The 24,603-nt window shown below is 40.5% G+C and carries 29 protein-coding genes, 2 tRNA genes and 1 other annotated feature (1 of these 32 running past the window's edge); of the genes, 13 read left to right on the forward strand and 18 right to left on the reverse strand.

Annotated features, from left to right (window positions below):
* Window positions 1-12 (reverse strand) — a binding site (T-box leader) (it extends 238 nt beyond the left edge of the window).
* 181 nt (window positions 13-193) lie between these two features.
* From NFS43_RS16040 to NFS43_RS16050, 3 genes are all read left to right on the forward strand, one after another.
* Window positions 194-1,489 carry a bacillibactin exporter BcbE gene (locus NFS43_RS16040; protein ID WP_251553756.1) on the forward strand — a complete coding sequence of 432 codons (1,296 nt, stop codon included), beginning with the start codon at window positions 194-196 and terminating at the stop codon, window positions 1,487-1,489.
* Between the two features lie 82 nt (window positions 1,490-1,571).
* Window positions 1,572-1,645, forward strand: a tRNA-Gly gene (locus tag NFS43_RS16045).
* An 11-nt stretch (window positions 1,646-1,656) separates the two neighbouring features.
* A tRNA-Ser gene (locus NFS43_RS16050) sits at window positions 1,657-1,748 on the forward strand.
* Between the two features lie 42 nt (window positions 1,749-1,790).
* Here NFS43_RS16050 and NFS43_RS16055 read toward each other — a convergent pair.
* From NFS43_RS16055 to NFS43_RS16070, 4 genes are all read right to left on the reverse strand, one after another.
* Window positions 1,791-2,684 carry a DUF362 domain-containing protein gene (locus NFS43_RS16055; RefSeq protein WP_251553757.1) on the reverse strand — a complete coding sequence of 298 codons (894 nt, stop codon included), beginning with the start codon at window positions 2,682-2,684 and terminating at the stop codon, window positions 1,791-1,793.
* A gap of 70 nt (window positions 2,685-2,754) precedes the next feature.
* Window positions 2,755-3,342 carry a DMSO/selenate family reductase complex B subunit gene (locus tag NFS43_RS16060; RefSeq protein ID WP_251553758.1) on the reverse strand — a complete coding sequence of 196 codons (588 nt, stop codon included), beginning with the start codon at window positions 3,340-3,342 and terminating at the stop codon, window positions 2,755-2,757.
* Window positions 3,343-3,355: 13 nt separating this feature from the next.
* The gene (locus tag NFS43_RS16065) at window positions 3,356-5,749 is read right to left on the reverse strand and encodes a DMSO/selenate family reductase complex A subunit (RefSeq protein WP_251553759.1); all 2,394 of its coding nucleotides are present in this window, start codon (window positions 5,747-5,749) and stop codon (window positions 3,356-3,358) included.
* 1 nt (window position 5,750) lies between these two features.
* Window positions 5,751-6,413, reverse strand: coding sequence for a TorD/DmsD family molecular chaperone (locus NFS43_RS16070; protein ID WP_251553760.1), 663 nt, complete (start codon window positions 6,411-6,413; stop codon window positions 5,751-5,753).
* Between the two features lie 198 nt (window positions 6,414-6,611).
* On the opposite strand from NFS43_RS16070, the gene NFS43_RS16075 reads away from it, so the two are divergent.
* Window positions 6,612-6,905, forward strand: a complete 294-nt coding sequence (locus tag NFS43_RS16075; RefSeq protein WP_338150614.1) for a DUF6509 family protein — start codon at window positions 6,612-6,614, stop codon at window positions 6,903-6,905.
* A gap of 32 nt (window positions 6,906-6,937) precedes the next feature.
* Here the strand turns inward: NFS43_RS16075 and NFS43_RS16080 are convergent, their stop codons facing one another.
* The gene (locus tag NFS43_RS16080; protein ID WP_251553762.1) at window positions 6,938-7,141 is read right to left on the reverse strand and encodes a cold-shock protein; all 204 of its coding nucleotides are present in this window, start codon (window positions 7,139-7,141) and stop codon (window positions 6,938-6,940) included.
* A gap of 221 nt (window positions 7,142-7,362) precedes the next feature.
* Complete coding sequence (gene ku / locus NFS43_RS16085) at window positions 7,363-8,247, reverse strand: non-homologous end joining protein Ku (protein ID WP_251553764.1); 885 nt, start codon at window positions 8,245-8,247, stop codon at window positions 7,363-7,365.
* 125 nt (window positions 8,248-8,372) lie between these two features.
* Here ku and NFS43_RS16090 point away from each other — a divergent pair, with 125 nt between their 5' ends.
* A complete protein-coding gene (locus tag NFS43_RS16090) occupies window positions 8,373-10,214 on the forward strand; it encodes a DNA ligase D (protein WP_251553765.1) in 1,842 nt (613 codons plus the stop codon).
* 8 nt (window positions 10,215-10,222) lie between these two features.
* On the opposite strand, the gene dapF is transcribed toward NFS43_RS16090, so the two are convergent.
* From dapF to NFS43_RS16105, 3 genes are all read right to left on the reverse strand, one after another.
* The gene (dapF, locus tag NFS43_RS16095) at window positions 10,223-11,206 is read right to left on the reverse strand and encodes a diaminopimelate epimerase (protein ID WP_251553766.1); all 984 of its coding nucleotides are present in this window, start codon (window positions 11,204-11,206) and stop codon (window positions 10,223-10,225) included.
* A 77-nt stretch (window positions 11,207-11,283) separates the two neighbouring features.
* Entirely contained in the window at window positions 11,284-12,066 is a 783-nt protein-coding gene (locus NFS43_RS16100) for a hypothetical protein (protein WP_251553767.1), read from the reverse strand.
* 181 nt (window positions 12,067-12,247) lie between these two features.
* On the reverse strand, window positions 12,248-13,102 hold the full coding sequence (locus NFS43_RS16105; RefSeq protein WP_251553768.1) for a patatin-like phospholipase family protein: 855 nt from the start codon (window positions 13,100-13,102) through the stop codon (window positions 12,248-12,250).
* A gap of 442 nt (window positions 13,103-13,544) precedes the next feature.
* Here NFS43_RS16105 and NFS43_RS16110 point away from each other — a divergent pair, with 442 nt between their 5' ends.
* Window positions 13,545-14,105 carry a GNAT family N-acetyltransferase gene (locus NFS43_RS16110; RefSeq protein WP_251553769.1) on the forward strand — a complete coding sequence of 187 codons (561 nt, stop codon included), beginning with the start codon at window positions 13,545-13,547 and terminating at the stop codon, window positions 14,103-14,105.
* A 146-nt stretch (window positions 14,106-14,251) separates the two neighbouring features.
* Here the strand turns inward: NFS43_RS16110 and NFS43_RS16115 are convergent, their stop codons facing one another.
* Window positions 14,252-14,410 (reverse strand): hypothetical protein, encoded by a 159-nt coding sequence (locus tag NFS43_RS16115; protein ID WP_251553770.1) that lies wholly within the window; start codon window positions 14,408-14,410, stop codon window positions 14,252-14,254.
* Between the two features lie 104 nt (window positions 14,411-14,514).
* The gene (locus NFS43_RS16120) at window positions 14,515-15,288 is read right to left on the reverse strand and encodes an SDR family oxidoreductase (RefSeq protein WP_251553771.1); all 774 of its coding nucleotides are present in this window, start codon (window positions 15,286-15,288) and stop codon (window positions 14,515-14,517) included.
* 178 nt (window positions 15,289-15,466) lie between these two features.
* Here NFS43_RS16120 and NFS43_RS16125 point away from each other — a divergent pair, with 178 nt between their 5' ends.
* The 5 genes from NFS43_RS16125 (at window position 15,467) to NFS43_RS16145 (ending at window position 17,391) form a co-directional block, all read left to right on the forward strand.
* Entirely contained in the window at window positions 15,467-15,709 is a 243-nt protein-coding gene (locus tag NFS43_RS16125) for a spore germination protein (protein ID WP_251553772.1), read from the forward strand.
* Between the two features lie 18 nt (window positions 15,710-15,727).
* Entirely contained in the window at window positions 15,728-15,970 is a 243-nt protein-coding gene (locus NFS43_RS16130; RefSeq protein WP_251553773.1) for a spore germination protein, read from the forward strand.
* A 78-nt stretch (window positions 15,971-16,048) separates the two neighbouring features.
* Window positions 16,049-16,468 carry an Hsp20/alpha crystallin family protein gene (locus tag NFS43_RS16135; RefSeq protein WP_338150615.1) on the forward strand — a complete coding sequence of 140 codons (420 nt, stop codon included), beginning with the start codon at window positions 16,049-16,051 and terminating at the stop codon, window positions 16,466-16,468.
* Window positions 16,469-16,542: 74 nt separating this feature from the next.
* Window positions 16,543-17,001 (forward strand): Hsp20/alpha crystallin family protein, encoded by a 459-nt coding sequence (locus tag NFS43_RS16140; RefSeq protein WP_251553775.1) that lies wholly within the window; start codon window positions 16,543-16,545, stop codon window positions 16,999-17,001.
* A gap of 15 nt (window positions 17,002-17,016) precedes the next feature.
* The gene (locus NFS43_RS16145) at window positions 17,017-17,391 is read left to right on the forward strand and encodes a hypothetical protein (RefSeq protein ID WP_251553776.1); all 375 of its coding nucleotides are present in this window, start codon (window positions 17,017-17,019) and stop codon (window positions 17,389-17,391) included.
* Window positions 17,392-17,459: 68 nt separating this feature from the next.
* Here the strand turns inward: NFS43_RS16145 and NFS43_RS16150 are convergent, their stop codons facing one another.
* A complete protein-coding gene (locus tag NFS43_RS16150; RefSeq protein WP_251553777.1) occupies window positions 17,460-17,921 on the reverse strand; it encodes a FixH family protein in 462 nt (153 codons plus the stop codon).
* Between the two features lie 140 nt (window positions 17,922-18,061).
* On the opposite strand from NFS43_RS16150, the gene NFS43_RS16155 reads away from it, so the two are divergent.
* Window positions 18,062-18,307: a DNA alkylation repair protein gene (locus tag NFS43_RS16155; protein ID WP_251553778.1), complete on the forward strand. Its 246-nt coding sequence runs from the start codon at window positions 18,062-18,064 to the stop codon at window positions 18,305-18,307.
* 72 nt (window positions 18,308-18,379) lie between these two features.
* Here NFS43_RS16155 and NFS43_RS16160 read toward each other — a convergent pair whose 3' ends face one another.
* The 3 genes from NFS43_RS16160 to deoD form a co-directional block, all read right to left on the reverse strand.
* Window positions 18,380-19,201: a hypothetical protein gene (locus NFS43_RS16160; protein WP_251553779.1), complete on the reverse strand. Its 822-nt coding sequence runs from the start codon at window positions 19,199-19,201 to the stop codon at window positions 18,380-18,382.
* Between the two features lie 152 nt (window positions 19,202-19,353).
* Complete coding sequence (locus tag NFS43_RS16165; protein WP_420910338.1) at window positions 19,354-20,817, reverse strand: lmo1851 family serine protease; 1,464 nt, start codon at window positions 20,815-20,817, stop codon at window positions 19,354-19,356.
* 216 nt (window positions 20,818-21,033) lie between these two features.
* On the reverse strand, window positions 21,034-21,741 hold the full coding sequence (deoD, locus tag NFS43_RS16170; protein WP_251553780.1) for a purine-nucleoside phosphorylase: 708 nt from the start codon (window positions 21,739-21,741) through the stop codon (window positions 21,034-21,036).
* 227 nt (window positions 21,742-21,968) lie between these two features.
* Between deoD and NFS43_RS24425 the strand changes: the two genes are divergently transcribed.
* Window positions 21,969-22,097, forward strand: a complete 129-nt coding sequence (locus NFS43_RS24425) for a hypothetical protein (RefSeq protein ID WP_277613958.1) — start codon at window positions 21,969-21,971, stop codon at window positions 22,095-22,097.
* Between the two features lie 64 nt (window positions 22,098-22,161).
* On the opposite strand, the gene NFS43_RS16175 is transcribed toward NFS43_RS24425, so the two are convergent.
* The 3 genes from NFS43_RS16175 to NFS43_RS16185 form a co-directional block, all read right to left on the reverse strand.
* Window positions 22,162-22,482 (reverse strand): YodL domain-containing protein, encoded by a 321-nt coding sequence (locus NFS43_RS16175; protein WP_251553781.1) that lies wholly within the window; start codon window positions 22,480-22,482, stop codon window positions 22,162-22,164.
* 115 nt (window positions 22,483-22,597) lie between these two features.
* Complete coding sequence (locus NFS43_RS16180) at window positions 22,598-23,368, reverse strand: sporulation protein (protein ID WP_251553782.1); 771 nt, start codon at window positions 23,366-23,368, stop codon at window positions 22,598-22,600.
* On the reverse strand, window positions 23,355-24,176 hold the full coding sequence (locus NFS43_RS16185; RefSeq protein ID WP_251553783.1) for a serine/threonine protein kinase: 822 nt from the start codon (window positions 24,174-24,176) through the stop codon (window positions 23,355-23,357). Before NFS43_RS16185 ends, NFS43_RS16180 begins: the two co-directional genes overlap by 14 nt.
* Between the last annotated feature and the right edge of the window lie 427 nt (window positions 24,177-24,603).

A 24,603-nucleotide genomic window follows, 5' to 3' on the forward strand; every position in this document is an offset into this window, starting at 1 on the left:
CATTGCCATTCCTTTGTTTTATTGGTATCAATCATATTAAAGTTTTTTAGGGATGTCAAGAGGTTTTGTTTAAATTTTCAAAATTGCCGTTTTTTTAAAATGCCATTAAAAGGATTTCCTTTCAATCGTTTTTTTTCTTAAAAAACGTCCATATTAACAGTACAACCAAAAGGAAAGCGGGATAGATAGAAAAATGGAGCATATCGAACGATTATCGAATAACTCACCAACCGCTAAAAGCAAGAATTCGCATAAAGAACAAAAAAAGGCGAGTGAGATTTCAAAGCAAAAGTGGGCTATTCTCTCAATATCATCTATTCCATTGGTCATGACTTTAGGAAATTCCATGTTAATTCCTGTACTGCCTGCCTTGGAAAAAGTATTATCAATCACATCTTTTCAATCTAGCCTAGTTATTACTGTCTATTCAATTATTGCCATCCTGCTCATTCCAGTGGCAGGGTATTTATCTGACCACATCGGCAGAAAAAAAGTCATCATTCCTAGTCTCATGATTGCTGCTGCTGGCGGACTAATTTCCGGTTGGGCAGCATGGAAAACAGAGGATGCCTATTGGATAATCCTGGCTGGGCGGGCACTGCAAGGTGTAGGAGCTGCCGGGGCATTTCCAATTGTCCTTCCGTTGGTGGGAGATATGTTTAAAAAAGAGGATGACGTAAGTGCCTGTTTAGGCCTGATTGAAACATCTAATACGTTTGGAAAAGTATTAAGTCCAATATTTGGGGCTTTTTTAGCTGGTTTTGTTTGGTTTCTGCCTTTTTTTGCGTTTCCAGTGTTTTGCGCCATTTCTGTGATTTTACTTATTTTTCTTGTTAAGTCTCCGAAAAAAAAGGAGAAACCAATCCCATTTAAAGATTTCATTATCAGCGTCAAGAAAACCTTTACGAAAAGCGGCCGGTGGCTTTATGCGATTTTCTTTATTGGCGGAATCATGATGCTTGTTCTGTTTGGGATTCTTTTTTATCTGTCGGAAATCTTTGAAAAAGAATACGGCATCAAGGATATAAAAAAAGGCTTCTTTTTGGCATTGCCTCTAGGGGCTCTTTGTTTGTCTTCCTTTATCAGCGGAAAATTAATTAAAAAAAATAAAGTTTTGATGAAATGGCTGACCTTCGGCGGAATTTTTGCTGCCGCCTTGTCCATTGCTGCCCTGTGGTTTTCGATTAAATTATGGTATATGTTATCCATGTTTTTAATTGCAGGTGTTGGAATTGGAATCAGCCTTCCAAGTTTGGATGCCCTTATTACGGATGGCGTTGAAAAGAAGGAACGGGGAACGATTACTTCCATTTATAGTTCTATGCGTTTTATTGGCGTGGCAGCAGGACCGCCTATTATTGCGTTATTAATGGATTATTCCACTCATTGGATCTTTATCCTGCTCAGCGGATTGGCGATTCTTGCTGCCATTGTAACCCTAATCGCAATTAAACCGCCTCCGAAAGAAGAGAACTCTCAAAAGAGCTGATAACTCAGCTCTTTTTTCCATGAATTTTTTCTTTTACAAATCTAATTATTATGTTATAATAATAATCGTCCTTGATAGTAATGCGGGTGTGGTTTAATGGTAGAATTTCAGCTTCCCAAGCTGACGGCGGGGGTTCGATTCCCCTCACCCGCTCCATGAACTTTTTTGGAGGAGTACCCAAGTGGTTATAAGGGGGCGCACTCGAAATGCGTTAGGGCGGGCGACCGTCGCGTGAGTTCGAATCTCACCTTCTCCGCCATACATACGAATGCAAGCACCAGTTGAACTGGTGCTTTTTTAATTATACTAGAGGACTTAGCCAATCCGAGTCCCTTTCTTTACATATTGGGCATTCGTCCTCACTTTTATGGAAGGAAGGAAATTCCGTATTGCATCTAGGGCATATATGATAATAAACAGGGATTCGACAAATCGATTTTTTCTTTATTTCAGGTGTAATCCGTATTGCTGATTCCGGACAAATATCGGTACAATCCTTACAATTCACACATTTCTCTGAATCAATCCGCAAGGCTTCAGCTTCGAGCATAAAAACATTTTGTGTGCAGAAATAAAAACAGGCATGACATATGCTGCATTTCTCTTTTTCTACTTGGACTGTATAAAATTGATATTCTGAGTAATGCTTTGTCAACGTCCACTCCCCTGATTGGATTCTCCATGCTGCCGGGGTTAATTGCCGTCCCCTCTTTTTGAAGGAAGAAAACAGCTTTCTCCTCGTTAGTTTTTCCTCATCAGGAATAGAAAGAAGTTGAATCGGGCTATGGCCCATTAAAGCTAGTTTTTGATTGGCCTCTTCAATAGCGGTTTTCCATTGTTCATTAATTGAAGAACCATGGGCTGCAATCGATTCCATACCTTTCTTTTTATAAATGAGGAGCTCTTTTTCTGAGATGGAATATTCATGATTATAATCAAGAGACCCATTTTCAAAATTCCTTCCAATTGGGATTCCCACTATCGCTGACAGCGGACAAGATATCATACACTTGCCACAGTCATGGCAGAGGTCGGTATTAATTTCGATAGCCTGCGGGCCGATCCTGATTGCTCCCAGCTTGCAGGCATCAGCACAATAGCTGCAGCTTGAACGAGGATTTCTCTTCCTTGAGCAAATTTTTGTGATTTCCATATCAACGTGCATGCTCTCCAACCATTTCGTTAAAAAAGACATCCTATCACCTCATTTAAAAAGGCTGCAGGATTTTTTTCGTTCCTGCAGCCCTTTTGAATCCTTGAACCCATTAAGAACTCGATAGTTTCGCATCCTTATGCGGGGTAATGACAAGATTGGGATTTGTAATCGTATCGCTTGGCAGGCCTTTGATTTGACTGACATTTCCATATTTTTTTCGCAACTCATCAATTGGTCCAAACTCAATGGCACGCATTGGACAGGTAGCCACACAAACGGGGTCCTGTCCATCTTCTTGAAGGTCAATACATAAATTGCACTTATTCGATTTAAAGACCTTTGGATTATATTGGGGAGCACCATATGGACAGGCCTTGACACAAAGCTGGGTGCCTACGCATATGTCTTGATCAATGGTAACAACCCCATTGTCTTTATCCTTAAAAATCGCGCCAACCGGGCAGCTTGGGAGGCATTTCGGATTTGTGCAGTGATTACAGGATATACTATAATAAAAAGCGTTTATATTATGGACCAATCCTCCGCCTGGCTGATCAATAAAATTTCCCTCTTCATAAGAATATACCCGCCTGAAGTTAATTCCTACTTCAAGATTATTCTTGTCTTTGCATGAAACACTGCATGCTTTGCATCCAGTGCAAAGGCTTTGATTAATATAAAATCCTAACTGTTCCAACTCTCCTCACTCCCTATGCCTTTTTTACTTCAACAAGATTGGTTAGCTGCGGATTCGCCTTGGCTAGAGGTGTAGGGCGCTGAGAGGTCAACACATTCACTGCCCCCCGTTGATCAATCCCCGTTTTATCAGGGGTATACCAACCTCCTTGAGGTATCGCGCAAACCCCTGGAGTGATTCTGGGAGTTACTTTTACATCAATAACGAGCAGCCCGCGGTCATTAAATACTTGAACCCTGTCGCCATTTTGGATGCCGCGTTTTTCTGCATCTTTTGGGTTCATCCACATTTCCTGTTTTCCAGCTTCCTCCAGCCATTCCTGATTGTCATAAGTGGAATGGCATCTTCGCTTATAGTGCCAGCTCGTTAATTGCAGCGGATATTGGCCAATAAGCGGGTCTTCCGGTCCTTCCCAAGAAGGAATATATTTCGCAATTGCAGGGATTTCATCATGCTGATTCATGTCCCATAATGCCTTTGAGAACAATTCAATTTTTCCGGAAGGGGTTTGAAAGGGATGATTTGCCGGATCATCAATCTGTTCTTTAAATCCTACCAGCGGCTCATCATATTTAAAATGGTATACGCCCTTCTTCTTAAATTCTTCATAATCAGGAAATTTAGGATCGATTTCCTGCTTTGTTCTTTTGATACTTTCTTTTACGATGTCCAGAGTGGTTTTCCCCTCGGTGAATTGTTCTTTTAAACCAAGCTTTTCCGCCACATCGGCAAACACATCGTATTCATCGCGGCACTCATATAACGGCTCAATGGCTTTATTCCCTAAAATCACATAGTCGCCGCCGCCCCAAGGGAAGCCAATATCATGCCGTTCAAAAAAAGTTGTCCCTGGGAGCAGGATATCAGCAAACTTTGCGCTTGGAGTCATAAAAATATCACTTGCCAGAATAAATTCTACTTTCGATTCATCTTCAAGAAGTTTACTCGTTTTATTTATGTCAGCATGCTGGTTAATCAGCATATTCCCCGCCAAATTCACAATCATTTTGATATTGGAATTTAACTTTTCTGCCCCCTGCAAACCGTCAGCAGCAGTCATTTCCGTTCCTTTTTCCACTGCCATCGTCCAAAGGAAGCATGGAATGGACGTTTTGACAGGATTTTCGTATGTAAACGGACGAATCATGTTGGAACGGCTCCAGCTGCCTGTTCCAGCGGCCCACGTGCCAAGCTTGCCGACATTTCCTGTCAAACAGGCAAGCTGTGCCCCGCCGCGCATAAATTGTTCGCCGTAGGCCTGGCGCTGGGCTGCCCAGCCTTGAATTAATGCCCCCGGCTTACTAGTGGCATATTCTCTCGCTAACTGCCTGATTTTATTGGCCGGGACACGGCAGATTTTTTCAGCCCATTCCGGTGTTCTAGGGATTCCATCCTGCATGCCCAATAAATAACTTTTCAAAGATTCATTTTTAGAAACACCCTCTGGCATATGGTCCTCATCGAAGCCAATACAGTATTTATCCAAAAAAGCCTGATCGTGCAATTGTTCAGTCACGATCACATAACCCATGGCATCCATTAAGGCGTTATCGGTTGTCGGAAGAATCGGGATCCATTCATCTGCAAAAGCAACAGCTGTATCACTATAGCGCGGGTCAATGACGACAATTTTCGCCCCATTATTCTTTGCTTGGACCAAGTACTCTCGATAGGGTGTTGAAAAAATCATTTCGGATGGATTTTGTCCCCAAAGAATAATGTATTTGGAATGCAGCAGTGAATCAAAGCTGCTGCCTGTAAGATTGGTCCCATACGTGTAAGGTGTTGCTACAGATCCTGCCCCAACACTATAGTCACCCCGGTATTCAAGATATCCTCCGGTCAGCGACAGCAATTTCCTCGCTGAGTTCCGTCCGCCATGAAGCCCGCTGCTTTGGCCGGTTGCATAGTTTACATATCTGGATTCAGGACCGTACGTATCACCAATCCGTTTGATTTCAGAAGCAATCGTATCAATGGCCTCTCCCCAAGTGATTCGTTCAAATTTCCCCTCTCCCCGCTTGCCAACTCGTTTCATCGGGTATTTTAAGCGTTCTGGGTCATATAGCATCTTTCTATAGTTTTGTCCTCTTACACACGCTCTAAGCGGAGGTGTGGATAGGTCGCCGCCCTTTTGTGTGTCTGTACTGACCCGCACCACTTTCCCATCTTTTACATGCGCTTTAATTACACATCTCCCGCCACAGTTTGTGATACTGCAGGTAGAGACAATTTGCTCTGTTTCCTTTGCACTTGCTGGTTTTTCATCCTGCTTCCGTTCCACGAGCATTTTTGTGCCAATCCCTCCGGCTACCACTGGCAGTCCAATGGCGCCAGACCATTTTAAAAATGTCCTTCGCTGCATTTTATTGGTTAATAAATTTTTTAACGGATTCTGTTCAGACATATCATAATGCCTCCCTAGCATCAATAAGTGCCTCTAAATCACACCAGCAAAAATCTTCTAGCAGCATAGCCGCTCCTAAATATAAGGAGCTGGTTGTGTTTTCGAAAATTCGCTCACAAAATGGAGGAATCCAAGTTAATAGGTGGTTCTGAAGAAATTCAATCTGGGTTGAAATGAATCGTTTAAGTTCCTCCAAATCAATTTGCTGCAAGGATTGTTCTGAAAGAAATATCATAAATTCCAATTCCAGTAATAGATGATCATCGGGTTCCTTATTCTCCTTTATGTTTTGGAGTCCGAATTGATAATACAGGTCTCTTATTTGAAACATGCATTCTTCAAATAGAAGGTGGTCCTTGCTCCGGTAGTAAGATTCCCATGGTGGTGCAGCCAGTTGGCCAGGGCCGATAAACAAACGGTGAAATTCTTCCTTCTGTTTAAGGATTTGTTCGTCAGAAATTTGATTGAAAAATTGCTCTAGGGTTTTTCCAATTTCTTTTTGAAATTCCTCCAGTTCTTTAAAATTAATGCCTTTTCCTAAATCGTAGAGAAACTGATCTGCCTTTGGCTCCATAAACAGTAAATAAATTAGCTGATAAACATTTCTCCTTGATTGTAAAAAGGGCATCAAATCAAAATCAAATACTTCTCCAGTAGTGGTCATATGTCTACCTCTAATACTATTTTCTTTTTGCTCTTTTTCATCTTATCGTATCGCTTCTATTCATTGAGCAAGCATGTGCAACATTTCACATATCTTTCAAATCTCTTGTTACAAAATTGCAATAATTTCATTTTGAAAGCTAGCATTTTTATTTACAGAAGAAAGATGTGTATAATAAAAACGAAAAAATAGTAAAGGATGATTTTGTTGAACATTACTGGGCATACAGTTGAAAAACTGGTAGATCCATTTGGAATGCTTTCTGGTGACCGCTATGAATTTTTCTTAAACCTTAAAGTGGATGAAGAGGATGAACTTTATTCTGAAAAAGGAGTTGGCTTGAGAGTACTGTTCGTTGCTGATAACGGAGAGATGAAAATTTCTAATTATCATTTCTATGAGGAAGAGACAGAAGAGGTGCTAGACTTTGAACTTGAGGAAGACGAAGAAAGGCTTGTCTTTGATTATTGCAAAGATCATTTAGAAGAGTAAAAAAGCAGGTTTCACCCTGCTTTTTTTCATGGTTAATAGGCTTTGTTATTATGGTTGCTGATAGCCTGCAATTCTTTGGTGGCCACTGTCATTTCACTATTGCAAATCGGACATAGAGGTTCTGCACTGCTTTTGAAGTTATCCCGAATCCAGCACTTGCACACTGGTGAAGTGCATACCCAAACCTTCGTTTCCTCTAATTTAATTTCCTCCGTATTTCTCCTGCCAAAAGTCAAAATTATTGCCCCCTTTAGGATTTATGCCACACAGTAACTAAAAAAGTGATGCCACAATTAAAGCATCACCTTTTTCTAAGATAAAATGCCGTACTCCACGGTGGCTATTAGACATCCCCACAATCGTGCAGCACGGCGGCTAATCTTTAAATATATTGAACGATCTAAAAAAGCTTACTTTAATCATATCCTATATTTTACCTTTTGTCAATCCAGGAATCCTAAGCCTGTTTTTTGACCTTTGCAGGAGCTTTTTTTCTTGGAGCAGCTTTAGGACGTTCCGTACCTGCTGCAGATGTTGCTTTAGCGCGAATATCTCCTGCTGCTTTCCCCGGTTTTGTCCGGTCTATGGATGCCTGAAGGGCAGCCATTAAATCAGTCACATTTGCAGGTGTATCTTTTGCTGAAGCAGTAACGATTTCTTGCCCTTGCCTTTTTGATTCAATCAACTCAAGCAATGCAGTACGGTATTCATCCGTATACTTTTCTGGCTGAAATTCTGACGTCAATTGGTCAATTAGCAGAATGGCTGTGTCCAGCTCTTTCTCTGTCACTTTATCCTCACCAGGAACATTTGGCACATCGCTTGCATTTCTCACTTCATCTGGATAATGGATCGTTTCCATCACTAATATATTTTCATATACGCGAATGACCGCAAGCTGTTCTTTGGACCTGATCACGATTTTGGCCAGTCCCACTATTTGCGATTCCTGGAGGGCTTTCCGCAATAAAGAATATGCCTTGCCTCCCCCCTCATTTGGAGACATGTAATAGCTGCGGTCAAAATAAATCGGATCAATTTCTTCCATTTTGACAAAATCAATAATTTCGACTGCTTTATCTTCGTTTTCCTTCCGCAGCTTCTCTAACTCCTCTTCATCCAGCACCACAAATTTGCCTTTTGTATACTCATATGCTTTTACAATGTCCTCTGGCTTTACTTCCTCTTCACAAACAGTACAGACCTTTTCATATTTAATTGGGGAATGACATTTATTGTGCAGGGTCCGTAGCTTGATATCCTTGTCTTCTGTAGCAGTATGGAGCTTGATTGGGATATTGACCAGGCCAAAGCTGATACTGCCCTTCCACATGGTATGCATAATTAAGGTCTCCCATCTTTTTGTTTTATTTTGTGCTTGGCAGATGAAGTCATTCCTACGAACTGCTGGAAAATGGATGATTGTAATGGAATAAGCCAAAATAAAAATAAAAAGGGGAAATATCAATGAAACCAATGCTGCCAACCCTGACGTTTGACCGCCCAATTAAGAAGGGATGGGTGTATGAAGTGAAATATGATGGATTTCGAGCCTTATTAAAATGGGATGAAAATGGGATAGGTCTAATCAGTCGAAATGAAAAGCCATTGCTAGAGCAATTTCCAGAAATAAGCGGCTTTTTATTAAAGCTGGAGGAAAAATTTATGCCTTTCCTGCCCTTACAGCTGGATGGCGAACTGGTTTCACTCGAAAACCCATACAAAGCAGATTTCTCAAGCCTTCAGATTCGCGGCCGATTAAAAGCGAAAAATAGAATTGCGGAGCTGGCTGAGGTTTCTCCCTGCCGGTTTATGGCTTTTGATGTGCTTGCCATTAGAGGGAAATCGCTAAGCTCTTTGCCCCTTCAAAAGCGGAAAGAATTACTGATTGATTTCTTCGAATCCCTGGAACTTGAAACAACAGCTGATCCATCCAGCAGCCAGCTGCTTCAGCCGGTTCTCCCCTATGACAAATTTGATGAATTGTGGGAAAAAATTGTTCTCTATGACGGCGAAGGAATTGTCGCAAAAAATATAACCAGCCTATGGGAGGAAGGAAAACGGTCAACAAATTGGTTGAAATACAAAAATTGGAAATATGTGAGCTGCTTTGTCACTTCATTCGATAAAACGAACGGGTATTTTTATATTGGGGTTTATCAAGATAAACAAGTGGCCAATATCGGTCAAGTACTTTTTGGATTTAAACCGGATGAAAAGCAGGCACTAGGGCAGATCGTCAAACAAAACAAAATCAGTGAGGATCAACAATTTATTTATGTCGAACCAGCAATCTGTCTCGAAGTAAAATATCTTGAATTGTACGAAAACCAGCTGCGGGAACCGCATTTCCATCAGTTTCGCTTGGATCTCAAGCCGGCCGATTGCACGTATGAACAGTTTATTTTCCAGCAGAAGAATTTGCCAGAAGAATTAGAAATTACCCATCCGGATAAGCCTCTTTGGGAAAATCAGGACATCCGAAAAGCGGATTACATATTGTATTTGCGAGAAGTATCTCCCTATATGCTGCCCTTTTTAAAGGATCGGCCGTTAACCGTCATCCGCTATCCCCATGGTATGTTTGGGGAAGCCTTTTATCAAAAAAACTGTCCCGACTATGCCCCAGAATTTGTCCATACTTATGCAATGGAGGATATCAACTATATTATATGCAATAACCTGAAAACACTGATTTGGCTTGGAAATCAATTGGCGATTGAATTTCATGTTCCGTTTCATACGATTTACAGCCACGGAGCCAGTGAAATTGTCTTTGATTTGGATCCCCCTTCGATTGATGCCTTTCCCTTGGCAGTCAAAGCTGCTCTGTTGATTAAAGAAGTGCTCGACCAGCTAAATTTGATTGGATTTATTAAAACATCCGGAAATAAGGGGTTGCAAATTTACCTGCCGCTCCCGGAAGGACAATTTTCTTATGACGATACGAGACTATTTACAAGCTTTATTGCTGAATACCTAATCTCTAAGGACCCTGGTTCCTTTACCATTGAAAGAATGAAAAAGAATCGGGGAAACAGGCTGTATGTTGATTATGTTCAGCATGGAGTAGGAAAAACAATTGTTGCTCCATATTCGATGAGGGGAAATGAGCATGCAGGTGTTGCCACTCCCCTTTTTTGGGAGGAAGTAAACGAGAAGCTGGAGCCAAGGAAGTTCACCTTAAAAACTGCCTTGCGGAGGATTAAACAGGGCGACCCGTTTAAAAATTATTTTCAAGCCAAGACCCTCCAGCCTTTTGCACCTGTCTTGGACATTTTAAAAAACCAAGCATCCAAAAAAGGATAAGGCCAGCCTTATCCTTTTAAATATTCATCCAAATATTCCTGTACTTCTAATTGCAGTTTCTGATAGGAACCTTGTTCAGCCAGCCCTGTTTTGGCCGAAACCGTAAAGGTACCCTTAACTAAATCGGCAGTGATGCTGGCATTGTATAGATAGGTCGCATTTCCAATTAAGTCGATGGAATAATCTTCGCCCTGCTGATGGACAATACATTTGACTTTACCGCCATTGTTATAAACATCGATGGCCGATTCAAACCTGTTTAATCCCTGAAGACAGGTTACAAGTGAAGAAGCCGACATGGCGGTTCCGCAAGCATTCGTAAAGCCAACGCCGCGTTCAAAAGTTCTGACGTAAATTTCTCCAGGCTCAAGTACCTTCACAAAGCTTACATTCACTCCGTACGGGAACAATCGATTGGGTCCGTTAACCTTTTCGCTCAGCCGTTTTTGTGTATGACTATTTAATATAGCCTTGTCCACAAGAGTAATCAAATGCGGATTTGGTACTGCTACAGCAGTAAACCTCAATGTCTCTGAAAGTTGATGAATTGGTTCATTCAGCAGGACAGGCTGCGGCAGATTTAACGGCAATGCGCCCAGATCAAACAAAACCGGAGATATTTCTACCTGGTAGGTATGGATGTCCGGATAAAGCTCTTGATATTTGCTAACCTTTAAGTCAGCCTTCATGGTCTCGACAACGGCATGGTCAAGCCCTTTCAATTCACAAATATAGCGCGCTGCCAATCTTAATCCGTTTCCGCACATCGAGGCTTCCGACCCATCCGCATTAAACACACGCATTTTTCCGTCGGCGTGTCCGCTCTCCATGATAAATAAAACCCCGTCTGCCCCCAGCTCAGTCTCCCGGTTACAGATTAGTTTTGCGAGGTCTGCCCTTTCTGTCTCTGTAAATGTATATCCAGTTGTGATTTCATCCACTAAGAAGAAATCATTTCCTGAACCATGTCCCTTGATGATGTCTAATTTCACCGAAATAACCCCCGAACCCTTTTTAAATGTTAAATTTATGATACCAAACAAAAAGAATTTGGGAAACCAATTAGAACTTATCTTTCCACAAAATATTCCTGAATCAGAAAAGCTAATTGGAGCAGTTTTTCTGATTCAGGCAAATCTTCCTGGATTGAAAGAACCGGGGTATTAGCGTCCGGAAAAATCGGGCTCCACTCCAAGGGCATCCATCCGCGCCTAAGCCTTGCAACTTCACGGTGATTTTCGTTTAACACTTGTTCATCCATAAACAGGGAAGAACCTTCAACAGTACCAATCAACTTATGCTCCCTATCCAGCAGCTCTCCCTTTCTTTTTTTCTGGAATTTATTCTTGCTGAAAGATCCAAGATAATTCATATTCTGGCCATAGACTTTGATGCGGCTCCCTTGGAGTTGAAATAATCCAATGGTTTCTTCCTGATTATTGTAAAAGCGATAAATTTTTGGCCATCTCCATTTCATTAAGCCCTTTTGGTGCTGTTTTTTTATCGTACCGGCTAACATACCATCTGGAAAATAGAGGTGCAGCTTTGGTGTCTGGCTATTTTGGCATAAAACTAAAAGCTGCCGGGCATCAAATACGGACCGGGAGATTGTTTCATGACTCTGATTTTTCTCGATACTCCTGCTAATTTGGATTGATTGTTTCATGCGATAGAGATAGATTTGAAAACTGAATAAGCTATAAAGCAGGAACGGAATCGTAAGCTTCATCATTTCTGGCTTGTTAAAAATGGCGATATTGCCCACAATAATTAATAAGGAAGGAATTAACGCGGCTATACTGTCATTTAGGCTGATTTTGGCTGCATCTCGGTAAAAATCGTTTATTTTCATCTAGAAAACTCCTTATCAATTCCTCTTATACTACTCTATTAACCTAAAGTGCAAAAAATGATAGAAGTTTTCCAGGATAAAAAGAGGCCGTCCATTAAAGGGTCCGGCTCCACTCCTAAACACAATATATAGAACATATTCTGCAGGGTGGCGCCTGACCTCCTTACCTTTTGGACAGCCTTTATGAATGAATATAGGTTACGATTCTGTCTTTTAATGCCTGGGCATCCCTATAGCCTTGATTGTACAAGTCTTCCAATTTGCCAGGGTCTCTTTCCATCCTGCCTACATTCAGCGGCTCTGTTGGACGAATAATCAGTACGTGTCCCTTTTTCTCTTCTTCCTCTAGATAGGAGAGTGTCTGATTATATGTCTGGAAGCGTTCCTGCAAAGCTTTTTGCAGCCCTTTGTATTCACTATATTTGCGTTTGACAAGGAAGTGAAATTTGGAAGGTTTTTTCCGATAATCCACATTTCTAGTTAAGATGACAATATTTTTTAAATATCCATCCTTCTGTGCTTGTTTGATGGGGATCGGATCACTGATGCCGCCGTCAAGCAGGATTTTATTTTGAAACTGAACCTCTGGCGCAATAAAAGGAAGTGAGCTCGAAGCTCGCAATACTGCCAACAAATCTCTTTTGTAATCCTTCTTCTTGAAATACACCGGCTCTCCTGAAAGGCAGTCAGTCGTTCCAACTACAAACTCACAAGGACTGTCATAAAAACTATCATAATCAAAAGGAACATGCTGATTTGGGATTTCGTCAAATATAAAATCCATGCCAAAAAACTGCCTGTTTTTTAAATAGTTTCTCCACGATATATATCTGGGGTCGGAGGCATATTCTATAGTAACCGTTTTATTTCTCCCTTTTTGTTTGGATAAATACGATGCTGCATTACATGCTCCTGCTGAAACACCAATTACGTAAGGAAAAAATAGGTTATTCTCTAAGAAGAATTCCAGAATTCCGGCAGTATAAACTCCGCGCATTCCCCCTCCTTCTAAAACTAGACCGACTTGTTCTGCCATATTATTCGTCCTTCCTTTTATTCGATATAATAGATAATTATAGGGTATCATCCTATCCATTAAAAATAAATGACTTTTGCCAGTATCATGTCCAGGAAGGCAATTTATGACCATTTTCCTTTTCGAATAAACAATGTAGAAAAATGCAGAAAAATGGGAAAAGACATTGGAAAAAATGACACAAAAAAACTATTTTCTTTTTTCTTTTTTTCTTGTATGATACTTTAGGTAACTACAATTTTAGCGAATCTTTGGAGGTTTACAGATCTGTAATACCGATGAATCCAAAAATAAAATAGGGAAGGCAAATGGTGCGCCACCAGTTTTTCTGGTTCTAGTGGGTTCGATTCCCACCCCGAAATTTTTTTTCAACTTAAAAAAATTTCGTGGGTGGGCCGTTTCTCTTCGTATGGAATGGTATGCCCCAATTGGAGGGATTTTCATGCTTAAGAAACGTGATCTTTATGACAGCCGTGAATTGTATGAACTGATGACGCATCCAGATGTCTTCCCTTTTGTGCGTCAAAAAGCCTATTCCTATGAAGAATTTTTCTTTATTACGAGGCAGACAATTGAAGCAGAAGAACAAGGACAATTAATTTCCCGGACGATTCTTGATGAGTGGGGGACACCCATTGGCACCATCAGTTTATTTGATATTGAGGAAAATGCAGGCTTTTTGGGAACTTGGCTTGGAAAACCGTATCATGGAAAAGGATATAACCAAGCTGCGAAAGCGGCATTTTTCCAAGAGCTGTTTTATGAAATTGGGATTGAAACAGTGTTTATGAGAATCCGCAAAGAAAATATCCGGTCGATCAAAGCCGCTGAAAAATTGCCGTATGTCATTAAGGCTAACGAAACAAGGAAATCTCTTTATGATCAATTAAATGCCAATGAAGAGATATATGATTTATATGAAATTCCAAAGGATCTTTATACCTTGCATTTGCAATGGAGCACCTCCCAAGATGGCACTTCATCACAACGATTAGAAGCGTAAGCTGAAGTTCCTGTCCAAAAAAGGGGCTGTCCAAAAGCAAAGGGTCAGACACCACACCGCAATATATAGACGTGAATAAAAAACGTTCTATATATTGGTCCAGGCGTGGAGTCGGACCCCTAAATGGACAGCCCTATTAGTGCCATTTATTCAAGCAGGTTCTGATCACCTGTTTCCCTAACCTCGTTTATCCCCATTTGGAGCAAAAATTCATCTAATTCCTCATTCGTCAGCGTTTCAAAGCGGCCATCATGATATAATACTTGGGTTTGATTGGGATTAATCCGGTTAAGGTTAAAACTCATTTTCTTTGCTCCTTTCCTTCTATGCTTACTTCATAGTATCAACGGAAAGCAGCCCTCTCATACAAGAATATCTAATAGTTCCAAAAATTTCAAACCATTCAAAATTACCCTTTAAAAGCTTTTCCCAATACATCTGCTCCTCCAGTAACAGGCAGCACGCCGCCGGTAATGAAATCGGAGCGCTCATCAAGCAAAAACGCGATCACACGGGCAATATCTTCACCAGTCCCTTGTCTCTGAACAGAAGAATCATCTTTTGCGGCCTCTAAGGATTCTTTTATGTCCTTTTCTTTCCAGTCATCCGTTATATCGCCCGGACAAACCATATTGGCTGTAATTCCGAATTTTGCCTCTTCGATCGCTATGGTCCGTGTAAGGGACAGCAATCCTGTTTTTGCAGCGGCAAAGGCCGAACGGTACACCCAGCCAGGCGCGGTTTCTACCCTGTCATAGCCCACGGTGATAATCCGGCCCCATTTTTGCCGCCTCATCACCGGAATGACAAGTTTGGACAAATAAAATACAGCACTTAAATTCCCTTGGATCAGATAATTCCATTCTTCAAAGGAATAGTCCGCCATCACTTTGCGTTCATGTATGTAGGGCCCAGCATTATGAATTAATACATCAATGGTTTCATATGTAGAAAGGGTCTCATTTACAATGCGGATGCAATCCTCCTGATTCGCCACATCCCCTCGGATCGCAATGTTTTTGGTTCCATATCGATTTGATATCTCCTCTGCCAAAGAAATCGCTTCGGATTCACTATGTCGATAATTAATCACGAGCTGATAGCCTTGTTCCGCTAGATATATGGCTGTCCTTTTTCCGAGCCCAGAGGCTCCCCCTGTTACCAGCGCCGTTTTATCATTCATTAGCCATCACCCTCTATTATAGATTTCAACCCTTGTTACTATGTTAAAAAGTTTCCAGACTATATGCAAACATTTCATTTCCTATCAGGCACTTGACTGGCCTTCCCTATTATAATTAATTAACCTATGGGCATTTATTTGCATAGTATAAGTTAACAAACTAAAAGGATGTGACAGGATGCAGACTGTAATAAACATTTTCAGCTTGAAAATTAACAGCGTATCTAACAACGGGTCTGTCAACATCGGTGAAGCACTTCATAATGCTCATACTGCCAATACAAAATCACAAGGACAAAATTCTTCTTTTGGAGATTTTGCACCGCCGACAGCTGCCATGGAAAATACTTTTATCGATCCGGATCTTAATGATATGGGAGATATCGCCAATCCTGCGAATGTTTTTTCTAATCCCATCTAAAAGGACTGAAACAGAAAGATGCCTTTTCAAATTAACATTTTTAATTTTAAAAATAATGCCATCAATAATAATGGGAATATTGATTTCGGACCGATTGTGCATAACTCCCATACTTCTAATACCAAATTGGTTGGAACCAACGCCGCATTTGGCGATTTATCACCAGCAGCCTCTTGCCATGCAAATGGTTATGCAGATGTCGATGTAACCGACCAAGACCAGATTTTAAATCCATCTGCGCCAATATCAAATCAATTTTAACAGCTGAAAGGATGAAAAACTATGTTCCCATGGAACATTTTCCCCTTTAATAAAGACATGAGGGAAACTTTCCAGAAGATGAAGCCAGAAGAAATTGATAAATACGTTCAAGACATCATCGGAAAAGTGCTGCCCTCCAATATGGGGGGAATGATGAACCCGCAGGATATGTTTAAGGGTTTCGCCTCCCAGCAGGACCAAGTTTCAACCAATCCAGGAAAATTGCATTCTTCCGCTTTTGAAACGCATGATTATGTATTCGTCCGGATCTTCATTAAAGATGAATCATGGATAAAAAAACTAAAGCTTTATCATACATCAAATCAACTGATCCTCGAACATATCCCCGAGGAAGGCGACAAACACACGATAACACTTCCTGCCATTGTTAAAAAGAAAGGCGCTACAGCCAATTTTAAGGATGGCATTCTTGAAGTGAAAATCCCCAAGAATGTGGATATGCAATTTTCCCAAATTGACGTGACAGAAATCTTATAACACTATTTTTATTGCATGATTTTTTTTGCCGATAATATGATGAATTAACGGGGGTTTAAAGGGGAGTGAACATGATGGAGCTTGATAAATATAAAAAATGGATGGAGGCTGCCCAGCAGTTTCAATCGGAGACGTTTTGGAATAAAATATTCGACACCCCGAAAGCAGGCACACCTTTAACTCCAGCAAAAATGTCTGAAATGATTCCGAAATGCGACTTATATGAAACCGATGAAGATTTGATTGCCGAGATTGAACTCCCAGGTATCTCCAAAGATTCTCTCCAAATTACAGTACAACAGCAATTGCTCACCATCACCGGCGAATTTAATACCCTTAAGGAAAAGCATAGGTATCATTTAAAAGAGCGGCCCCATCACCCATTTAAAAAAGAAGTCACTCTACCCTATCCGATTAAAGTCAAAAAGGTTAGATCGGCGCTTCGCAACGGCATATTATTGATTGCAATGCCATTTTCAATGGATGACGTTGAAACCATTCCCATCGAATTTAATTATCCAGCAGCAGAATAGAGGGGTAACATGCGAGTGTGGTATCGTATTTTCACCAAGAACAGCACCCTCACATCAAAAATGATCGAACTGGAAAAAAAACTTACGGAACTGGAATCAAAGGTAAACGAAGGGAAAGAAATGAAAAATGGAAGCCAAGTGGCAAAAGAACAGGACCCCATCCCTTCGATTCATGTTGACCATTTAACGGTTGAAAAAATCATTATTGAACATTTAGATTATGCCAATAACTTTGGGCAATTAGGCATTAAAGAATTAACCGGCAAATTAAATATTGGCACAAGCTATGAAGGTGATTTTTCAAAAGAATTTGATGAAAAGGTTAATGAATTAATCCAAAACAAGCTTGACAATGAGCTCAGGGTAAACTTAAAACCAAGGAAAGAATGATGCTAAAGAGACCGGCCATACTGTTTACAAGAAGATTCCGGCTCTTTAGCATTCTGTATAAGTCCCTGTTACTTTTCTTTCCCCTGCATATCCATTCCATCCATAGAATCCGTTGTGTTTTGATCCTCTGGTTCACTCGGCTCACCGATAATAAATTCTTTTTTCGGCATAGTATGCATATCCCGGGCAGTGACATGGGAAATAATATAATAGGTACCATTCTGTGGAAACGATTTTTCCAGGCGATATATCCCATTTTCAGCATGTTCCACTTTTATTTTTTCATGGTTTTCATCCTTTGAACGCCAAATTTCAAATACGACTTCATCCGCATCGGTAACCGCTTCCCCTCCCTGCGTCACTTTCGCCTCCATTGTGACTGGTTGGTTTGCCTCACCCTGTTCAGGGGTAATCGTCAGTTCTACTTCTACTAAGTCGGGAACCTCATTTTTTTGATCATTTTCCTTATTGCAGGCTGCAAAAAAGAAGATCAAAGATACGGCCATCATCCCCAAAAATACTTTTTTCACTTTTCTCAATCCTTTGCTTTATTTTTTCATCTTTCCAATCTGAGTCTTGGTTGTTGTCAGTTATCCTCAATTGCATTGTTACATAATTAGCCACATTATTGCAAAAAATACATTTTACTACTATATGAAAGGAGCTTACTATGTCTACTCCGTATAGATGCCCTAATTGCAAAACCAATCGAAGCCGCTTTAATATTATTCAACAAGTATCACAGTCAGTGAAACTCGACCCACGTACAGGAGATATAATTCGAGAGTATGCTGAGAATGAATTGGAACCCTTTCATTTGCCATACAATGGACCGGAATATCGAATCCAATGCGGTGCTTGCGGACTGGTTGAAGATGAACGGACCTTTCTGAAGTTTGGCGAACAGCCCATGTAATGTTATCCTCATGATTCTTGAAAAAACACCTTTACTTAAACAGGGGGCTTCCCAAAGTAAAGGTGTTTTTTTCTATGGAAAATGATTTTCATCTAAAAATGAATCTGAATCTATTTTCCACGATCCTGCCGGTGAAAACCTGACCAAATGAATGATTCCTTTATAGGACATCGGACCTTTATTTATGACATTCCAATCCACTTCTACCGGAACTTCAAGATAAATTTCATTTTTCAAGTCTTCAGGAGGGAGATATTCCATTCTAATAATTCTTGCGTTATCCACTTTTTTTAAAATAGGTTTCCAATTAATGGCTTGCAATGATGCTTTTGAGACAATACGGGAATCCTGCTGCTTAAAGCCCGCAATATAAGCCTCAATTACCTCGTAAGGGTTCGCCTGTCCCAAATATTTGTCCAAGTTTCCTGAGGCTTTATAAATCATCAGCATATGTGAAAGGTCCATTTTGTTCGTCCGGTGTGTAGTACTGCCATAAAAATATATACAAAAGTGGCCCGGAAAATTATTTTTGAGAGCGCCCGCTCCATGAGGCATGCCATGCATGGAAGCCGCAATCCGCTGTTTCTTGTAGATGGCAATGATTGCTCTGCGCTTCCAGCTCCATTTGCCCCCATAGATTTCTTTCATGGTTTTTGTGTCTTCCGCAGTCAATGGCTGAACGTCTGCATGATGACTTCCTGCACGCCGCTGGACATTGAATTTTTTTCCTGTTTCAAGGTCCATCACTGTAAATTTAGTGTACTTTGGCAGTATTTGATCAACCTCATTCCAATCAAGCATTTCAATCTTTAAACGAGACGCCGTTTTTGCTGATACGGAATGGACAGTTAAGAGGGAATAGAAAAGCAAAAGTATTAACGATAATTTCTTCATTCTCATTCCCCCTGTTTGGCATTTACACATTAATAATTTAAGATTTACCTTTACATTAGAAATTCATGCATTCATTTCCGATAAAAAAGTCCCGATTCCATTTGAAATCGGGACTAATATTTGCCAATCAATCAAAATAAGCAAGCTAGGAATTATTTCATTTCCTCTTTCAAGACTTCCACAGCTTTTTGCAGCTGGGTGTCATTTGCTTGGATTTTTTCTCGTAATAGTTCCATTAATTTCATGGTACTATCACCTTTTAGAACCCCATCGGCCGGCAAACCGTTATCCGTTTGAAATGCCACGACCGCAGCTTTCGTTGTTTCATCGAAGAAGCCATCCTCACGGCCAGGGTCATATCCAAGAGCTTTCAGCATTTTTTGGGCTGTTTGGATCTCAGTGGAGGAATTGGAAAGGGTTAGTTCCTTATCTGGATTAATAATCGATAGAGTCGCATATTCTGGCAATGCAACCTCTACATCTGGATTAATCCCTTTCTTATGGATCCAGTTTCCATTCGGTGTCAGCCACTTGGCAATCGTGAATTTTAGGTTAGATCCGTCGGAAAAATCAGATGCTGTTTGGACTGTTCCTTTTCCAAACGATTTTTCACCTACCAGCTTTACGCCAGCTGATTCTCTTACCGCTGCTGCAAGAATTTCTGAAGCACTAGCACTGCCCTTGTCGATCAAAACAACCAATGGCAGGTTGGGATTTCCATCATTTTCCGAAGCAATTTCCTTAATCTTACCATTCCGGTCTTCTTCTTTTACAATGATCTTTCCTTTAGGAACAAACATACTCGAGATACTGACCGCTTGATCCAATAATCCCCCCGGATTTTGTCTTAAATCTAGAACAAGACCTTTCATCCCCTGGCTCTGAAGGGTGTTTAAAGTCTTAACTAGCTCTTTTGACGTATTCGTTGAAAAGCTGGTGATTTGTACCTTGGCAATTCCGTCTTCTACCATTTCACCATAAACAGTCTCAATCGGGATTTCGTCGCGAACAATTGGGACTGTTATTGGCGCATCAGTACCTGCCCGTTGAATGGATAATTCGACCTTTGTCCCCTTTTTGCCGCGAATGATTGTTACTGCCTCTGTCGAAGTCATTCCCTGAAGGCTCTTGCCATCAACTGATAAAATGATATCATCCGGCTTTAATCCTGCTTTTTCAGCTGGAGAGCCTTTGATCGGAGACACAATCATGATATGGCCGTCTTTTTCCTGTATTTCAGCCCCAATGCCTTCAAATGAAGATGAAATGCTGCTGTTGAAACTCTTGGCCTCATCTTGGGTCATATAGTCCGAATAAGGATCATCCAAAGATTCAACCATCCCATTTATTGCACCGTTTATCAGCTTTTGCTTGTTGACCTTCTCATAATAATCTTTATTGAGCGTATCAAATGCCTGATATAATTTTTTAAATTCACTGCGTTCCCCACTGACCGTTACTACCTTTTCATCCCCAAACGAAAGTGCAACTGCCGTAATTCCCGCTGACAAAAATACAATTAGAAACAGAAGCATAATAAAGTGGAATTTTTTAAATTTGACATAATTTGACTTTGCCTCTGTCATTTGCTCCTGGTTTGTTTTTTCCTGTTCCATTTTCTCTTCTTCCAACGCCTTCACCACTTTCATTTACCAAAAAATTAAGATTAGAGCCTGCTGCTATTATGTGGGCAAACGTAAAAGCAAACACGAATTTATTACAAGCCTCTTTTTCTTTACCCTTAGTGATTAGAATAACATCTTTTTAATAAAATTAACAAAGAAAAGTTAACGGCATCAGAAAGTAAAAAACCACTTCCAAGCGGAAGAGGTTTATGATTCGCTAACAGCAGCTTCCAATGCCACCTCAATCATATCGTTAAAGGTTGATTGCCGCTCCTCAGCAGTTGTTTCTTCACCGGTGATGATATGATCACTGACTGTTAAAACGGTTAGTGCTTTTCGGCCAAATTTAGCGGCTAATGTATATAAGGCAGCCGTCTCCATTTCTACCGCAAGAATTTGGTATTTAGCCCACTTTTCGAGTTCAGCATTATCATTATAAAAAGAATCTGCCGTAAACACATTTCCAACTTTTAAATTAAGTCCCTTCTGAACGCCGGCGTCATAAGCTTTTTTAAGTAATTCAAAGTCAGCTGCAGGAGCAAAATCGACATGGCCAAAAGTCAAGCGGTTTATATTAGAATCAGTCGAACTAGTCATGGCCAATATGACATCACGAACTCTGACGTCCTTTTGGATCGCACCGCATGTTCCAACACGAATGAGCGTTTGGGCGTTATAGCTGTTGATTAATTCATTCACATAAATCGAGATCGAAGGCACGCCCATCCCTGTACCTTGAACAGAAATTCTTTTTCCCTTATACGTACCGGTATACCCAAACATGTTGCGAATTTCATTGTAACAGAAGGCTCCCTCTAAGAAGTTTTCGGCAATATATTTAGCACGAAGAGGGTCTCCAGGAAGAAGGACCGTTTCCGCTATTTCATTTTCTTTTGCGCCAATATGTACACTCATGTTCAAAATCCCCCCATAAATTTAAGTACATTTACTAGTCTGTACCATAGCCACTATACCATAAACATTTTTACGGGAAAACCCGAAAACAAATATGACATGATATTTTTAAATTGTGGAACTCTATTCTTAGACTCTTCCGTTCAGGAGTCGATTCACTATTTGTGAAAATTTAAAGAGCATTCACTTTAAAGCACAGACTACAATAAGTTTAAGGAGGGGAAAGAATGGGAAAAAAGCATCGAAGCAGAATCAATGCACCTAAGAAAAATAATCACACGCCTCCTGAAGCGATTATTGCAGAACAGGAAGCGCATGGAAAAGAATATTCAGCAAGCGGCGGGCGAAAACGCTAACCTAAATAAAAAAGGAGTCTGGCTCGTCTAATTTTCCAAGACAGCAGACTCCTTTGTTTCTAATTCATTTATGATTGGAAAAAAGCAGAATCCGATTAATTGGGACCCAGCCGCCAGGCTGCAGCTGGTAATAATACTGGCCGCTGCGCCCCTCGTCTATCAGCACAATATCTCCCGTTGAGAGAAACCGTCCCTTATAATTAACAGGGATTCTATCTGTAACATTAAATCGGCTGAAGGTTTCCCTTAAGCATTGTTCACGGCTTGCCGCCGGGACAAGCGTCCGGTATACCTGTTTATGCCCCTTCTTTTCGCGCAGTTTTGGAGTTTGAAAGATCGTCACATCATATTGAATCGTGCTTTTTCTAGTTAACGCTTTGATCATAAAAACCCTCCAATTATTAGAATTAATCGTCTATTCTAATAATTGGAGATTAGCACTGTCGAATCCTTCATAGAAATTCCACTATTTTTGTCGAAACCTAAAAATAATGTTCCTTTTAGGAATATTGTTGGATAAGGCTATGAAGTTTTTGCTGCATATAAGGAATATCCGCATTGGAAACCATCATTCGTACATTTGTCTCATCCACACCCAATGCCTCAGAAAATAATCCGGCTAATCCCTGTGCCCGGCGGTCCACCTGTACCATTAAGTCAAGCGTCCCTGTTCCGGATGGGAAGTACACGATTTCAAGCTCGTCTAGCCGTCCGCGAAATGGGCCGGAAACCGGTACAAATTCAAATTCCTGGACAAATGGCAGACGTCCGCGCAATCGTCTGGGAACCTCCTCGCAATCTGCCTCGCGCAGCCTGAATCCAAGGCTGTCCATAGCATGAAATACAGAGGACATTAATGGATTAGGGATTACTTTCAAATAATCTTTATCACTCGGGTCAGCCCCGCCTTTTATCTCAAGCCCTGTTGATATCCACACCTTGGAGCGTCCAATCGATAAAGGAGTATCATACGGCAGATCGAACGTAAACGGAATATCTTTTGATTCATTAACGCGGATTAAAAACGGAGTTGTCAGCCTAAAACTGTCAATCACTGCATTGACTGAGTACTTTCGATCATCAGATTCTCTTAAGTAGGTAGTATTAAGGTTTAGATAAATTTCATCGACTTGCTGGTCTACCTTCCCCCCTCTAATAGCCACTACTCCTTTGACGGTCTCTCCAGGCATATACGTATCCTTTTCTAATTTCGTATCCACTGTGGCTGCTCCGATACCCACACTTGCAAAAACTTTGTTAAAGAATGACATTATTCTTCCCCCTTAATAATTGGATAACCCTTTGAATATCCGTTTTTACCTGTTCGCAATCCTGATAAGCAGGTTTTATTTGCAACAACCGCCTGATGATGTATTTAGCTTCACCACAGATATTTAACTCTTCTTCCCATGATTTTTCTTGCTTGTGATTTGGATTTTGAAAATTGGAATATAGCAAAAACAAGAGAAAATGCCCCAATCCGTAGAAATCCGCCTCGAAATTTACTTGTTTCCTTAAATCCCTGCTTTGCTTTTTTCCATTATCCTTTTGATTCAAATACCTGGCCAGCCCTAAATCAATAAGCCGTATTTGAGAGCCGCTTAATATCACATTAGGAATCCGTATATCTCTGTGGACAATGTTTTGATGATGAAGATGCTCGATCAACTCTATCAAATCAAAAGCAATTAAAAATGTGTCCAGCTCTGATATTTCCCAGCTGTCGTCAAAAATTAGCTGTTCAAAATTCTTTCCATCAACAAATTCCATCGTATAATAGGGAATATTTTTATATGTACCTCCCCCAAAATACTTAGGGAAACCGGGATGGCAAATGGAGTTTAGCAGCTGTTGTTCTATTTGAAATCCTTTTCTCCCGGCTTTCGTTATTCTTTTATGAAGACGCAATGCTTTTAAGACCATTGTTTGATTGCTCAGAACATCATTTACTAAATACGTATATCCGTAGCCCCCTATGCCAAGAAGAGTTAATACTTGGTAACGGGCGTTGATCCTTTCCCCCTTGCTAAAGGGTTGATCAAGCAACTGGCAAACAAATAAAAGCAGCCGATTTACCATAAATAATTAACTGCTAAAGAAGCTTGACATGAAGCTTGAGCTTTTATGCTTCTTTTTATAATGATGATGTCCGAGATGATTGTACTTATGGGACTTATGTTTCTTCCAAGCATCACTCGAAGATCCGTAATAATGGTTGTGTTTATGATGAAGCTTGCTTTCTATAATGGATTTAAGAATCTTTTTAAACATGAAAATCCCCTTTCTTTTTGTTCATTTATACGATAGGGAGAACGAAAGGTTTCCCTTTTTGAAAAAATAATTTTTATTGCTCCAATCAAAAAAAACGAGCTAAATTGCTCGTCAGATTGTCTAGAAAGGGTATTTTTCTCGGCAATTTTTTATTATCTCAGAATCTAAATACCAAATTTATTGATTGTCCATGCAAATGGGCCTGTTGATTTCCGTTCCGGGCACTCGCTTTCCG

This window comes from Neobacillus muris (assembly GCF_943193175.1).
In the GTDB taxonomy this organism is placed as follows: domain Bacteria; phylum Bacillota; class Bacilli; order Bacillales; family Cytobacillaceae; genus Neobacillus; species Neobacillus muris.

Coding starts and splice junctions, on each gene's coding strand:
- NFS43_RS16040 (WP_251553756.1), top strand. CDS start 194: ATGGAGCATATCGAACGATTATCGAATAACTCACCAACCGCTAAAAGC.
- NFS43_RS16055 (WP_251553757.1), bottom strand. CDS start 2,684: ATGTCTTTTTTAACGAAATGGTTGGAGAGCATGCACGTTGATATGGAA.
- NFS43_RS16065 (WP_251553759.1), bottom strand. CDS start 5,749: ATGTCTGAACAGAATCCGTTAAAAAATTTATTAACCAATAAAATGCAG.
- NFS43_RS16070 (WP_251553760.1), bottom strand. CDS start 6,413: ATGACCACTACTGGAGAAGTATTTGATTTTGATTTGATGCCCTTTTTA.
- NFS43_RS16075 (WP_338150614.1), top strand. CDS start 6,612: ATGATTTTGTTGAACATTACTGGGCATACAGTTGAAAAACTGGTAGAT.
- ku (WP_251553764.1), bottom strand. CDS start 8,247: ATGCATACCATGTGGAAGGGCAGTATCAGCTTTGGCCTGGTCAATATC.
- NFS43_RS16090 (WP_251553765.1), top strand. CDS start 8,373: ATGAAACCAATGCTGCCAACCCTGACGTTTGACCGCCCAATTAAGAAG.
- NFS43_RS16100 (WP_251553767.1), bottom strand. CDS start 12,066: ATGAAAATAAACGATTTTTACCGAGATGCAGCCAAAATCAGCCTAAAT.
- NFS43_RS16105 (WP_251553768.1), bottom strand. CDS start 13,102: ATGGCAGAACAAGTCGGTCTAGTTTTAGAAGGAGGGGGAATGCGCGGA.
- NFS43_RS16110 (WP_251553769.1), top strand. CDS start 13,545: ATGCTTAAGAAACGTGATCTTTATGACAGCCGTGAATTGTATGAACTG.
- NFS43_RS16115 (WP_251553770.1), bottom strand. CDS start 14,410: ATGAGTTTTAACCTTAACCGGATTAATCCCAATCAAACCCAAGTATTA.
- NFS43_RS16120 (WP_251553771.1), bottom strand. CDS start 15,288: ATGAATGATAAAACGGCGCTGGTAACAGGGGGAGCCTCTGGGCTCGGA.
- NFS43_RS16125 (WP_251553772.1), top strand. CDS start 15,467: ATGCAGACTGTAATAAACATTTTCAGCTTGAAAATTAACAGCGTATCT.
- NFS43_RS16130 (WP_251553773.1), top strand. CDS start 15,728: ATGCCTTTTCAAATTAACATTTTTAATTTTAAAAATAATGCCATCAAT.
- NFS43_RS16135 (WP_338150615.1), top strand. CDS start 16,049: ATGAAGCCAGAAGAAATTGATAAATACGTTCAAGACATCATCGGAAAA.
- NFS43_RS16140 (WP_251553775.1), top strand. CDS start 16,543: ATGGAGCTTGATAAATATAAAAAATGGATGGAGGCTGCCCAGCAGTTT.
- NFS43_RS16155 (WP_251553778.1), top strand. CDS start 18,062: ATGTCTACTCCGTATAGATGCCCTAATTGCAAAACCAATCGAAGCCGC.
- NFS43_RS16160 (WP_251553779.1), bottom strand. CDS start 19,201: ATGAAGAAATTATCGTTAATACTTTTGCTTTTCTATTCCCTCTTAACT.
- NFS43_RS16165 (WP_420910338.1), bottom strand. CDS start 20,817: ATGGAACAGGAAAAAACAAACCAGGAGCAAATGACAGAGGCAAAGTCA.
- deoD (WP_251553780.1), bottom strand. CDS start 21,741: ATGAGTGTACATATTGGCGCAAAAGAAAATGAAATAGCGGAAACGGTC.
- NFS43_RS24425 (WP_277613958.1), top strand. CDS start 21,969: ATGGGAAAAAAGCATCGAAGCAGAATCAATGCACCTAAGAAAAATAAT.
- NFS43_RS16175 (WP_251553781.1), bottom strand. CDS start 22,482: ATGATCAAAGCGTTAACTAGAAAAAGCACGATTCAATATGATGTGACG.
- NFS43_RS16180 (WP_251553782.1), bottom strand. CDS start 23,368: ATGTCATTCTTTAACAAAGTTTTTGCAAGTGTGGGTATCGGAGCAGCC.
- NFS43_RS16185 (WP_251553783.1), bottom strand. CDS start 24,176: ATGGTAAATCGGCTGCTTTTATTTGTTTGCCAGTTGCTTGATCAACCC.